11 protein-coding genes are annotated in these 11850 nt (G+C 70.4%); 3 read left to right on the top strand and 8 right to left on the bottom strand.

The window, feature by feature from the left end; genetic code table 11:
• Positions 1-8: 8 nt before the first annotated feature.
• The gene (gene fahA, locus G5C51_RS34255) at positions 9-1211 is read right to left on the bottom strand and encodes a fumarylacetoacetase (protein WP_165243374.1); all 1203 of its coding nucleotides are present in this window, start codon (positions 1209-1211) and stop codon (positions 9-11) included.
• Between the two features lie 190 nt (positions 1212-1401).
• Between fahA and G5C51_RS34260 the strand changes: the two genes are divergently transcribed.
• Together G5C51_RS34260 and G5C51_RS34265 are read left to right on the top strand one after the other, a co-directional pair.
• On the top strand, positions 1402-2412 hold the full coding sequence (locus tag G5C51_RS34260; protein ID WP_165243376.1) for a polyprenyl synthetase family protein: 1011 nt from the start codon (positions 1402-1404) through the stop codon (positions 2410-2412).
• 218 nt (positions 2413-2630) lie between these two features.
• Positions 2631-3764: a LolA family protein gene (locus G5C51_RS34265; protein WP_165243378.1), complete on the top strand. Its 1134-nt coding sequence runs from the start codon at positions 2631-2633 to the stop codon at positions 3762-3764.
• 66 nt (positions 3765-3830) lie between these two features.
• Here the strand turns inward: G5C51_RS34265 and G5C51_RS34270 are convergent, their stop codons facing one another.
• The 4 genes from G5C51_RS34270 to G5C51_RS34285 form a co-directional block, all read right to left on the bottom strand.
• On the bottom strand, positions 3831-4832 hold the full coding sequence (locus G5C51_RS34270; protein WP_165243380.1) for a pectate lyase family protein: 1002 nt from the start codon (positions 4830-4832) through the stop codon (positions 3831-3833).
• An 85-nt stretch (positions 4833-4917) separates the two neighbouring features.
• Complete coding sequence (locus tag G5C51_RS34275; protein ID WP_165243382.1) at positions 4918-5463, bottom strand: flavodoxin family protein; 546 nt, start codon at positions 5461-5463, stop codon at positions 4918-4920.
• A gap of 33 nt (positions 5464-5496) precedes the next feature.
• On the bottom strand, positions 5497-6444 hold the full coding sequence (gene rarD, locus G5C51_RS34280) for an EamA family transporter RarD (RefSeq protein ID WP_165243384.1): 948 nt from the start codon (positions 6442-6444) through the stop codon (positions 5497-5499).
• Between the two features lie 93 nt (positions 6445-6537).
• Positions 6538-7389, bottom strand: a complete 852-nt coding sequence (locus G5C51_RS34285) for an SDR family oxidoreductase (protein ID WP_165243386.1) — start codon at positions 7387-7389, stop codon at positions 6538-6540.
• A 63-nt stretch (positions 7390-7452) separates the two neighbouring features.
• Between G5C51_RS34285 and G5C51_RS34290 the strand changes: the two genes are divergently transcribed.
• Positions 7453-7854, top strand: a complete 402-nt coding sequence (locus G5C51_RS34290) for a winged helix-turn-helix transcriptional regulator (protein ID WP_165243388.1) — start codon at positions 7453-7455, stop codon at positions 7852-7854.
• Between the two features lie 8 nt (positions 7855-7862).
• On the opposite strand, the gene G5C51_RS34295 is transcribed toward G5C51_RS34290, so the two are convergent.
• From G5C51_RS34295 to G5C51_RS34305, 3 genes are all read right to left on the bottom strand, one after another.
• Positions 7863-8939 (bottom strand): 2-oxoacid:ferredoxin oxidoreductase subunit beta, encoded by a 1077-nt coding sequence (locus tag G5C51_RS34295; protein WP_165243390.1) that lies wholly within the window; start codon positions 8937-8939, stop codon positions 7863-7865.
• Complete coding sequence (locus G5C51_RS34300; RefSeq protein WP_165243392.1) at positions 8932-10827, bottom strand: 2-oxoacid:acceptor oxidoreductase subunit alpha; 1896 nt, start codon at positions 10825-10827, stop codon at positions 8932-8934. Before G5C51_RS34300 ends, G5C51_RS34295 begins: the two co-directional genes overlap by 8 nt.
• Positions 10828-11037: 210 nt before the next feature.
• The gene (locus G5C51_RS34305) at positions 11038-11712 is read right to left on the bottom strand and encodes a response regulator transcription factor (protein WP_165243394.1); all 675 of its coding nucleotides are present in this window, start codon (positions 11710-11712) and stop codon (positions 11038-11040) included.
• Positions 11713-11850: the final 138 nt, after the last annotated feature.

Genomic DNA, 11850 nt, shown 5'->3' on the forward strand with positions numbered 1-11850 from the left:
GGCGGCGGTCATGCGGCGGGGGCGGGGGACGGGGCGATCCGGCCGCGGACCTCGCCGAGGCCGATCCGGGCGCCGTCAGGGCCCGGCGCCCAGGCGGTGAGCGTGACCTCGTCGCCGTCCTGGAGCCAGGGGCCCTTGCCGAGGGTCTGCTCCAGCAGGCAGCCGAGCTGGTCCGGCTCGGGGCCGCTGACCGTGCCCGAGGCGAAGAGGTCGCCGGTGCGCAGCGAGGCGCCGTTGACCGTCATGTGGGCGAGCTGCTGGGCCGCCGTCCAGTACATCGCCGAGAACGGCGGACGGGACACCACGTCACCGTTGATACGGACCTCAAGACGCAGGTCGAGCGCGTCCGCGCGGTCCGCGTCGTCGAGATAGCCCTGCAGCGCGTGGGTACGCTCCGGCGGCCGGGTCCAGGCCGCCTCCAGCGCCGCCAGCGGCGTCACCCACGCCGATACGGACGTGGCGAACGACTTCCCGAGGAACGGGCCCAGCGGCACGTACTCCCACGCCTGGATGTCGCGCGCCGACCAGTCGTTGAGCAGGGTCAGGCCGAAGACATGCTCCCGGAAGTCCGCCAGCCCGACCGGCGAGCCCATCGGGGACGGGACCCCGGCCACGAAGCCGACCTCCGCCTCCAGGTCCAGCCGCACCGAAGGGCCGAAGGCGGGCACGGCATCGGCGGGCGCCTTGCGCTGGCCGCGGGGCCGTACGACGTCGGTGCCGGACACCACGACCGTGCCGGAGCGGCCGTGGTAGCCGATCGGCAGGTGCTTCCAGTTGGGGGTGAGCGGCTCCGGGGCGTCCGGGCGGAAGATGCGGCCGACATTGCTCGCGTGATGCTCGCTCGCGTAGAAGTCGACGTAGTCCGCGACCTCGAAGGGCAGGTGCAGCTCCACCTCGGCGAGCGGGAGCAGCAGCGGCGCCACCGTCTCCCGGTGCGCCGGGTCCGTCAGCCAGGCGGTGAGCTCGGCCCGTACCGCGTCCCAGACCGGGCGGCCGGCGGCCAGCAGCGGATTGAGGACCGGCTCCGCGAGCAGGCCGGCGTGCGGCGAGCCGAGGGCGGCGGCGGCCGCGCCGGCGTCCAGGACGTGGTCGCCGTAGCGGACGCCGATGCGCCGGGTGCCGGCGGCGGGGGCGGAGAAGACGCCGTACGGGAGGTTGTGCGGGCCGAAGGGGTGGTCGGCCGGCGGCTCGAATGCGCTCTGGTCAGGCATGGCCACACCTTAGGCGCGTCGCCCGCCGCTGGAAATAGCGGACGATCTTGGCAATCGGGAGCGGTCCTGGCCCCTCCCCTGCACGATGTGATCGTTACGTGACCGGATACGCTGCCCACGTGGTGCAAGGTTTCTAAGCGACACATCGACATACCACCGCGTTCAGCGATCGCAGACAGGAGGAGCCCTCGTGACCGTGGTCGCGCCCTTCGGGCTCAGCGTGCGGGATCAGGGCCTGGAAGCCGATGTCCAGGCCGGGTTGGCGGCGGTCGAAGAAGGCCTTTTCGAGGCCACGAAGAGCGACGTGCCGTTCATCACCGAGGCCGCCCAGCACCTGGTCCGGGCGGGCGGCAAAAGGTTCCGCCCGCTGCTGGTGATGCTGTCCTCGCAGTTCGGTGACCCGCATGCGCCGGGCGTCGTCCCGGCGGCCGTGGTCGTCGAGCTCACCCACCTCGCGACGCTCTACCACGACGACGTCATGGACGAGGCCGTGGTGCGCCGCGGCGTGGCCAGCGCCAACAGCCGCTGGGACAACTCCGTCGCCGTCCTGACCGGCGACTTCCTGTTCTCCCGCGCCTCGAACCTGCTGGCCGACCTCGGGCCCGAGATGGTCCGGATCCAGGCGCAGGCGTTCGAGCGCCTCGTCACCGGCCAGATCCTGGAGACCGCGGGCCCGCTGGGCGACCGCGACCCGATCGACCACTACCTGGAGGTCCTGGCCGGCAAGACGGGGTCGCTGATCGCCGTCTCCGGCCGCTTCGGGGCGCTGATGTCGGGGGCCGACGAGCGCACGGTCGACGTGCTCACGCAGTACGGCGAGCGGATCGGCATCGCCTTCCAGCTGGCCGACGACATCCTGGACATCGCCAGCGACGAGCACGAGTCCGGCAAGACGCCGGGCACGGACCTGCGGGAGGGTATCCCGACCCTGCCGGTTCTGCATGTCAGGGCGGCGGCGGAGCGCGATGGCTCGCCGGAGGACCGGGAGCTGTGCGAGCTGCTGGACGGCGATCTCACGGACGACGCCCGGCTCGCGGACGTGCTGGCGCGGCTGCGGGTCCACCCGGCCCTGGAGCAGGCGCGACGGGACACTGTTCGGTACGCGGAAGAGGCGCGCTCGATGCTGAGCGGCCTGCCCTCGTGCTCCGCCCGGGCCGCGCTCGAGGAGCTGTGCGATGCGGTGGTGCACCGGGCCGGGTAGGGCGCCGACCCGTAAGGGCCGGACGCCCGTAGGCGTAGCACGGTCATCCCCGCGGCGTATCCGTGGTTGCCTCTGTGGGCTGACGCCCCGGGGCGTCCCATTTGGTGGGATGGCAGTACTGGATCCGCCGGCAAGCCCCGAGAGGCGAAACGGGTGACAATGTCACTCATGGGGCGGATTGAGTGCGACGTGACGTGACACCCCGGAGGTAGATCCACATGGCACAGATCCAACCGGAGCCCGAGCAGCCGGGCGGCATACGGCGCCGCAGGGCGGCGCGGTACGTGGTGCCCCTCGGCATCGCCGGGCTCGCCGCCGCCACCATCGGCCTCGTACCGGCCCTGGCGCAGTCCGACGACGGGCCGGATCTGGACAAGATCTCCGCCGAGGACCTCGTCACCAAGGTGCTCGAGTCCAAGACCCAGACCGTCTCCGGCACCGTGAAGATCAAGACCGACCTCGGCCTGCCGTCGCTGCCCGAGGGCATGGGCGGCGGCACCGACGGCGGCCGGGCCCTGGAGATGCTCACCGGCGACAAGACGCTGCAGGTCGCGGCCGACGGCCCGAACCGCCAGGCGGTCACCCTGGAGCGCGATCAGGGCGACTACACCGCGGTCCACAACGGCAAGGACATCTGGGCGTACGACAGCCAGAAGAAGGAAGCCTTCCACGGCACCAACTACAGCGAGAAAAAGGGCCAGAAGGACGGGGACCACGGGCTGCCCGAGGACCTCCAGGACCTGACGCCGCGCGAGTTCGCCCAGGAAGCGCTCAAGAAGGCCGACAAGACGACCGAGGTGACCACCGACGGCACCGCGATGGTGGCCGGCCAGGAGGCGTACGTCCTGAAGGTCGCGCCCAAGCAGGACGAGTCCACGGTCCGGGACATCCGGATCGCCGTGGACGCCGACAACGGCGCCCCGCTGAAGGTCACCCTGACCTCGGACAGCGGCACGAAGGCGATCGACGCCGGGTTCACGAAGGTGGACTTCGGCAAGCCGGATGCCAAGCAGTTCGAGTTCACCCCGCCCGCCGACGCCAAGGTCACCGAGAAGGACCTGAGCAAGGAGGACGGCGGCGACCAGGGCGAGAAGGACCGCAAGGACGCCGAGCGGATGATGAAGGACGTCGAGATCGAGGGCAGCGGCTGGACCTCGATCGCCAAGTTCAACGCCGGGGCCAAGCTCTCCGACGACGGCGAGGGCCAGAGCCTGCTCGACAGCTTCACCGAGAAGGTCGACGGCGGCCGGGTCTTCTCCACCGACCTGATCAACGTCCTGATCAGCGACGACGGCCATGTCTACGCCGGCGCCGTGACGAAGGACGCGCTGGTCAAGGCGGCCAACGACTAAAAGCAGGGGCGAGTGAGTGATGGCGGCGGGCCGACCGGCCCGCCGCCATCCTTTTGCCTGCCGAGGTCAGCCCTTGCCGGCGCCCGCGCCCTCGGTGACGATCGACTTCACCTGGGCGGCGTCGTCCGCCGTGTACGCGTACGGGATCTCCGCGACCGTGCCGCCGGTCTCACCCTCGCCCGAGTTGACGAGGTGGTTGTCCTTGGCGACCAGCGCGCCCGGCTCGGAGTCGCCCTCCGCGAGGTGGAAGGGATCCTCCACGTTCTCGAAGGAGTTGCCCTCCACCAGCACACCGGCGTTGGTCGTCGAGGCGACTCCGTACGAGCCGATGTCCTGGTAGTAGTTGTTCAGCACGTGCACCGGGTTGCCGAAGCGGACCCGCGGGTGGCGCTGGCCTGTCCCCTCGAACCAGTTGTGGTCGTACGTGACGCGCAGCTTGCCCGTATCGGCGTCGCCGTTGTCGTCGCTGTGGCCGAGCAGCATCGACTTGTCGTGGTCGTGCAGGTGGTTCCAGGAGACGGTGACGGCGTCGGAGCCGTTCTTGATGTCGATCAGGCCGTCGTACGCGTCCGACAGCGTGTTGTGGTCGATCCAGACCTTGGACGAGCCGTCCACGTTGATCGCGTCGTCGCCGGAGCCGGTGAAGGTGAGGTTCTGGACGATCACGTTCGTCGCGTCGCTGATGTTCAGGCCGCCGCCGGTGATCGCGGCGTCGGCGCCGGCGCCCACCACGGTCTTGTCGGCGCTGACCTTGACCATCCCGTCGATCGCGATCGACCCCTCGACCTGTACGGTCTTGGCGCCCTCGCTCTCCACGGCCTCGGTGAACGCCGCGGCGTCCGAGACGGTGACCGTCTCGCCGCCCGCGCCGCCGGAGGTGCCGGCGCCGAAGCCGATGGGCTCGCCCGCGGCGGCGGCCTTCGGGGCGGTCTTCGGGGAGCTGCCGTCGTCCTCGACCGTCGCGGCGTTGGTCGTCCAGACGACGCCGCCGGCGAGCACCGCGGCTCCGGTGGTGGCGATCACGGCGCGACGGATGCGCTTCGCGCTCGCGCGCGCTTTGTGCTGCATGGGTTGTCCTCCGTCAAGTGGGGGGAGGGGGACGGGCGTTGTCCCGCCTGCCTCCCTGTCTCCACCGCGGCGACGGAGGTTGCCGCTACCCGAAGAACGACTTCGCCGCCCGCAGCGCCGCGGCGTCGGCCGCGATGTCCCCCGGCTTGGAGCCGTTACCGAGCAGCACCCCGCCCCAGTCCATGCGCAGATAGTCCGCGATCGTACGGAGGGTGCCGACCAGCGGGTCGGCGCGCGCCGGGTCCTTGTCGGCGAGGGCGCTCACGCCCCACAGCCGCTTGCCCGCCATCCGCGCCCGGAAGTCGGCGCCCGGCACCCGCAGCCAGCCCGACCAGTGATCGAGGTAGGTCTTGGTGTCGGCCGAGACGCTGTACCAGTACAGCGGCGAGGCGATCACCAGGTCGGTGGCGGCGAGCGTCGCGTCGAAGAGCGTCCGCAGGTCGCCTTCCGGCTCCGGGTAGGCGCCGTCGCCCACGTGCCGGACGTCGCCGAAGCGCGGCAGCGACAGCTCCCCGAGGCGCAGCCAGCGCTGCTCGGCGGTCGGCGGGAGCTGCTCGGCGGCGGCGCGGGCCAGGGTCTCGGTGTTGCCGCCGGGGCGGGCGCTGCCCAGGATGAACACGTACGTCGACATGGGTGCCCCTCTCACGATTGCTTGCGTACGCAATTAAACGCGCACGCAAGGACTCTCGTCAAGGGAGGCCGCGGCCTTGCGCAGCTCCGCCCGCCCCCGGCGGGCAGTGCGCAGCGCGTCGTAACTGAGCAGGCACAGCGCCAGCCACACCAGCGCGAAGCCCGCCCACCGCTCCGGCGGCATCTGCTCGTGGAAGTACGCGACGCCGAGGATGAACTGCAGCGTCGGCGTCAGGTACTGCATCAGCCCGATCGTCGACAGCGGCAGCCGCACCGCCGCCGCCCCGAAGCAGACCAGCGGCACCGCGGTCACCACACCCGCGCTCATCAGCAGCAGCGCGTGCCCGGCGCCGTCGGTGGTGAAGGTCGACTCCCCGCGGCTGCCGAGGTACATCAGGAACGCCAGCGCCGGCAGGAACTGGATCGTGGTCTCGGCCGCGAACGACTCCGGCCCCTGCAGCGCGATCCGCTTCTTCACCAGCCCGTACGTCCCGAAGGAGAAGGCCAGCGTGAGCGAGATCCAGGGCAGTTGCCCGTAGCCGATGGTCAGCACCAGCACCGAGGCGACGCCGACGCCGACGGCGGTCCACTGCAGCGGGCGCAGCCGCTCGCGCAGCAGGAGGACGCCGAAGGCGATGGAGACCAGGGGGTTGATGAAGTAGCCGAGCGAGGCCTCGACCACGTGGCCGGAGTTGACCGCCCAGATGTAGACGCCCCAGTTGGCGCTGATCGCCGCCGCGGCGGCGAGGGTGAGGAGCAGCCGCTTCGGCTGCCGCAGCAGCGGGCGGATCCAGGACCAGCGGCGCAGCACGAGCAGCAGGATGATGCAGGCCGGCAGCGACCAGACCATGCGGTTGGCGAGGATCTCGGTGGCCCCGGCGGGCTTCAGCAGCGGCCAGTAGAGCGGGACCAGGCCCCAGATCCCGTACGCGGCAAAGCCGTAGAGGAGGCCCGCGCGGCCCTCCTGTGGCGTCGACTGCATGACCCGCCTCCCGTCCCGTACCGCTGCGCCCAAACGACTCGACGGTAGCTGGCGCGGGAGGCCGCTGTCATATCCGTTCCAAACTATGGCTCCTTACAGGGCCGCGGCGATCGCGTCGGCGATGGTGCCTGTCGGGCGGCCGATGAGGCGGGCGAGGTCGCCGGGCGTCGCGGCGAGCTCGCCGCGGGCGATGCCGGTGTCGACGTCGGCCAGGGTGGCGGCGAAGGGGGCGGGGAGGCCGGCCTGCAGCAGCGCGGCCTCGTAGTCGGCGGGGGAGAGGCGGGTGTGGGCAATGTCCTTGCCGGTCTGCCGGGAGACCTCGGCCGCGTACTCGTCCAGGCTCCACGCCGTGTCGCCGCTCAGTTCGTACGTGGTGTTCTCGTGGCCCTCGCCGGTCAGGACCGCGGCCGCCGCCGCGGCGAAGTCGGCGCGCGGCGCGCTCGCGATGCGGCCGTCACCGGCGGCGGAGAAGACGGCGCCGGCGGCCAGGACCTGGCCGAGGTTCCCGGTGTAGTTCTCGTGGTACCAGCCGTTGCGCAGCAGGCTGTACGGCAGTCCGGAGCCGGTCACCAGCTTCTCGGTGGCGAGGTGCTCCTCGGCGAGGGAGAAGGTCGCCGCGGGCCCGCCGAGGATCGAGGTGTACGCGAGGAAGCCGACGCCGGCCTCCTTCGCCGCGTCGATGGCCGCGGTGTGCTGCGGGATCCGCTTGCCGACCTCGCTGCCGGAGATCAGCAGCACCCGGTCGCCGGCGCGGAAGGCCGTCTTGAGGGAGGCCGGGTCGTCGTAGTCCGCGGTACGGATCTCGACGCCGCGGGCGGCCAGGTCGGCGGCCTTGGCGGGGTCGCGTACGACGGCGGCGAGGTCGGCGGAGGGGGTGGTGGCCAGCAGCTCGTTGACGACGAGGCGGCCCAGCTGTCCGGTTGCTCCGGTGATCACAATGCTCATGCGATCCACCGTAACCTGCACGCTAACTATCCGTAAGTACCCACTTTGAGGTAAGGTACTGCCATGGCCGTAAGTGACAAGCCCAAGCTGAGTGACCTCCCGGCGGACGTCTTCACCGCCGACTGTCCGTCCCGGAGCGTGCTGGAGCATGTGGTCAGCCGCTGGGGCGTGCTGGTGCTGGCGGCGCTGCTGGAGGGCACGCTGCGGTTCAGCGAGCTGCGGCGGCGGATCGGCGGCGTGAGCGAGAAGATGCTCGCTCAGACCCTGCAGACGCTGGAGCGGGACGGGATGGTGCTCCGCGAGGCCAGGCCCGTCATCCCGCCGCACGTCGAGTACTCCCTCACCCCGCTCGGTGAGCAGGCCGCGCGGCAGGTGTGGGCGCTGGCCACGTGGTCGCAGGAGCATCTGCAGGACGTGCAAAAGGCCCGGACCGCGTATGACGCGGCCCGGGCCCGTAAGGACTGAAGAAAGCCCTAGCCGACGACCGTCCAGGTGTCGTTGCCGGCCAGCAGGGCGCCGAGGTCGCCCTTGCCCTTCTGTTCGACGGCGGCGTCGAGTTGCTCGGACATCTCGGTGTCGTAGACCGGGCGGTCGACCGAGCGCAGCACGCCGATCGGCGTGTGGTGCAGGGTGTCCGGGTCGGCGAGGCGGGAGAGGGCGAAGGCCGTCGTCGGGGACGCGGAGTGGGCGTCGTGGACGAGGATCTGCGACTGGTTCTCCTCGGTCACGTCGACGATCTTCAGATCGCCGGTCTGCGTGTCCCGTACGACGCCCTTGGCGCCGTCGATGCCGAAGCGGATCTGCTCGCCGTGCTCGAGGCGGATGACCGCCTCCTCGGCCTGCTGCTTGTCCTTCAGCACCTCGAAGGCGCCGTCGTTGAAGATGTTGCAGTTCTGGTAGATCTCCACCAGCGCGGTGCCCGGGTGGGCGGCGGCCTGGCGCAGCACCTCGGTGAGGTGCTTGCGGTCGGAGTCGACGGTGCGGGCCACGAAGGACGCCTCGGCGCCGATCGCCAGCGAGACCGGGTTGAAGGGCGCGTCCAGCGAGCCCATCGGGGTCGACTTGGTGATCTTGCCGACCTCGGAGGTGGGCGAGTACTGGCCCTTGGTCAGCCCGTAGATCCGGTTGTTGAAGAGCAGGATCTTCAGGTTCACGTTGCGGCGCAGCGCGTGGATCAGGTGGTTGCCGCCGATGGACAGCGCGTCGCCGTCACCCGTGACGACCCAGACGGAGAGGTCGCGGCGGGAAGCGGCGAGGCCGGTGGCGATGGCCGGGGCGCGGCCGTGGATGGAGTGCATCCCGTACGTGTTCATGTAGTACGGGAAGCGGGACGAGCAGCCGATGCCCGAAACGAAGACGACGTTCTCCTTCGCCAGGCCCAGGCTGGGCATGAAGCCCTGGACGGCGGCGAGGACGGCGTAGTCGCCGCAGCCGGGGCACCAGCGGACTTCCTGGTCGGTCTTGAAGTCCTTCATCGTCTGCTTGGCGTCGGACTTCGGCACCAGGGAAAGCGCGTCGATCACCGGCGCCTCCGTAGCAGTGTCAGCCATTGTCGATGGCCTCCTTGAGAGCGGTGGCGAGCTGCTCGGCCTTGAAGGGCAGTCCGCGGACCTGTGTGTAGGACTGGGCGTCTACGAGGTACTTGGCGCGGATGAGCGTGGCGAGCTGCCCAAGGTTCATCTCGGGGATGACGACCTTGTCGTAACGCTTGAGCACCTCGCCGAGGTTGGCCGGGAAGGGGTTGATGTGGCGCAGATGGGCCTGCGCGACCTTCTCTCCGGCGCCGCGGATGCGGCGCACGGCGGCGGTGATCGGCCCGTATGTGGAGCCCCAGCCCAGGACCAGCAGGCTCGCGTCCCCGTCCGGGTCGTCGACCTCGATGTCCGGCACCTCGATGCCGTCGATCTTCGCCTGCCGGGTGCGGACCATGAATTCGTGGTTGGCCGGGTCGTACGAGATGTTGCCCGAGCCGTCGGCCTTCTCGATGCCGCCGATGCGGTGCTCGAGACCGGGGGTGCCGGGGATCGCCCACGGGCGGGCGAGGGTCTCCGGGTCCCGCTTGTACGGCCAGAAGGTCTCGGTGCCGTCCTCCAGCTCGTGGTTCGGCTGGGTGGCGAACTGCACGCGTAGATCCGGCAGTTCGTCGGTCTCCGGGACCCGCCAGGGCTCGGAGCCGTTGGCGAGATAGCCGTCCGAGAGCAGCAGCACCGGGGTGCGGTACGTCAGCGCGATGCGGGCGGCGTCCAGGGCGGCGGTGAAGCAGTCCGCGGGCGTCGACGGGGCGATCACCGGGACCGGCGCCTCGCCGTTGCGGCCGAACATCGCCTGCAGCAGGTCCGCCTGCTCGGTCTTGGTCGGCAGGCCGGTCGAAGGCCCGCCGCGCTGGATGTCGATCACCAGCAGCGGCAGCTCCAGCGACACCGCGAGGCCGACCGTCTCCGCCTTCAGCGCGATGCCGGGACCGGACGTCGTCGTCACGCCGAGCGAGCCGCCGAAGGCCGCGCCGAGCGCGGCGCCGATGCCGGCGATCTCGTCCTCGGCCTGGAAGGTGCGCACGCCGAAGTTCTTGTGCTTGCTCAGCTCGTGCAGGATGTCCGAGGCCGGCGTGATCGGGTACGAGCCGAGGAACAGCGGCAGGTCGGCCTGCTTGCCCGCGGCGATCAGCCCGTAGGAGAGCGCCAGATTCCCGGAGATGGAGCGGTACGTGCCCGGCGGGAAGGCCTTCGAGGCGGGGGCCACCTCGTACGAGACGGCGAAGTCCTCGGTCGTCTCGCCGAAGTTCCAGCCGGCGCGGAAGGCGGCGATGTTCGCCTCGGCGATGTCCGGCTTCTTGGCGAACTTGGTCCGCAGGAAGTTCTCCGTGCCCTCGGTGGGCCGGTGGTACATCCAGGACAGCAGGCCCAGCGCGAACATGTTCTTCGAGCGGTCGGCGTCCTTGCGGGAGAGGCCGAACTCCTTCAGCGCCTCCACGGTCAGGGTGCCCAGCGGCACCGGGTGGACGCTGTAGCCGTCGAGGGAGCCGTCGTCCAGCGGGCTGGCCTCGTAGCCGACCTTGGACAGGGCGCGCTTGGTGAACTCGTCGGTGTTGACGATGATCTCGGCGCCGCGCGGCACGTCCGGCAGGTTCGCCTTCAGGGCGGCCGGGTTCATCGCCACGAGCACGTTCGGCGCGTCGCCGGGCGTCAGGATGTCGTGGTCGGCGAAGTGCAGCTGGAAGGACGAGACGCCGGGCAGGGTGCCTGCGGGGGCGCGGATCTCGGCGGGGAAGTTCGGCAGCGTCGACAGGTCGTTGCCGAACGACGCGGTCTCCGACGTGAAGCGGTCTCCCGTCAGCTGCATGCCGTCACCGGAGTCACCCGCGAACCGGATGATCACCCGGTCGAGGCGCTTCACCTCCTTGCCGGCGCCGCGCTGCTCCCCGATGGCCGATGTGGTCACTGTTCCGGACCTCCCTCAAGGCGACGGCTCAAAAGCTGGGGGCCGCTCGCACGCAGTAAAACAACCAAGCCCGCACCCCATCGTACGTGGGTAAGGGTGGCCTTCCTTGGCTGTCCCGGGATATGGACACGGCTGAGACGTCCTGGTCCGCCCGTGTTCGTCACCTTTTCTTCGCCCCCCGGTGCGCTACGCCATTGGTTCTAGGACCAGCTACGAGTTGAGATACGTCAGAACGGCGAGGACCCTGCGGTGATCCCCGTCACTCTGGGCCAGGCCGAGCTTCAGGAAGATGTTGCTCACATGCTTCTCCACCGCGCCGTCGCTGACCACCAGCTGGCGGGCGATGGCCGAATTCGTACGGCCCTCGGCCATGAGGCCGAGCACCTCCCGCTCGCGCGGGGTGAGACCCGCGAGCACGTCCTGCTTGCGGCTGCGGCCGAGCAGTTGCGCGACCACCTCGGGGTCGAGCGCGGTGCCGCCCTCGGCGACCCGCTGTACGGCGTCGACGAATTCACGTACCTCGGCTACCCGGTCCTTGAGGAGGTAGCCGACACCGCGGCTGGAGCCTGCGATGAGTTCGGTCGCGTACTGCTCCTCCACGTACTGGGAGAGCACCAGCACGCCGACCTCGGGGTGGTCGCGGCGGATGGAGATGGCGGCGCGCACCCCCTCGTCGGTGTGCGACGGCGGCATCCGGACGTCGGCTACGACGACATCGGGTGCCTGGTTCTCCTGCGCGAGTTCGCCGACGGTCTTGACCAGCGCGTCCCCGTCACCGACGCCGGCGACCACGTCGTATCCCTTGTCGGTGAGAAGACGGGTCAGCCCCTCTCTGAGCAGCACGCTGTCCTCGGCAATGACTACGCGCACCTTCTGCGCCTCCATGGTGGCTTGGCCCCCCGCCCCGCGATGTTCTGTTTACGGGGCCCAGCATCGCATGGGTCGGACGCCTTGAGGCCGCTCTTGTGCCGGGCCCGGCCACCCGCCCGCTGCTGTGCGCTGCCGGGGCCGGCACAAGAGCGG

Origin of the sequence: Streptomyces coryli, assembly GCF_011044975.1 — a bacterium.
GTDB lineage: Bacteria > Actinomycetota > Actinomycetes > Streptomycetales > Streptomycetaceae > Streptomyces > Streptomyces coryli.

Excerpts from the sequence above, each read along its gene's own strand:
- rarD (WP_165243384.1), bottom strand. The coding sequence starts at position 6,444 with ATGCAGTCGACGCCACAGGAGGGCCGCGCGGGCCTCCTCTACGGCTTT.
- fahA (WP_165243374.1), bottom strand. The coding sequence starts at position 1,211 with ATGCCTGACCAGAGCGCATTCGAGCCGCCGGCCGACCACCCCTTCGGC.
- G5C51_RS34295 (WP_165243390.1), bottom strand. The coding sequence starts at position 8,939 with ATGGCTGACACTGCTACGGAGGCGCCGGTGATCGACGCGCTTTCCCTG.
- G5C51_RS34290 (WP_165243388.1), top strand. The coding sequence starts at position 7,453 with ATGGCCGTAAGTGACAAGCCCAAGCTGAGTGACCTCCCGGCGGACGTC.
- G5C51_RS34265 (WP_165243378.1), top strand. The coding sequence starts at position 2,631 with ATGGCACAGATCCAACCGGAGCCCGAGCAGCCGGGCGGCATACGGCGC.
- G5C51_RS34285 (WP_165243386.1), bottom strand. The coding sequence starts at position 7,389 with ATGAGCATTGTGATCACCGGAGCAACCGGACAGCTGGGCCGCCTCGTC.
- G5C51_RS34305 (WP_165243394.1), bottom strand. The coding sequence starts at position 11,712 with ATGGAGGCGCAGAAGGTGCGCGTAGTCATTGCCGAGGACAGCGTGCTG.
- G5C51_RS34275 (WP_165243382.1), bottom strand. The coding sequence starts at position 5,463 with ATGTCGACGTACGTGTTCATCCTGGGCAGCGCCCGCCCCGGCGGCAAC.
- G5C51_RS34270 (WP_165243380.1), bottom strand. The coding sequence starts at position 4,832 with ATGCAGCACAAAGCGCGCGCGAGCGCGAAGCGCATCCGTCGCGCCGTG.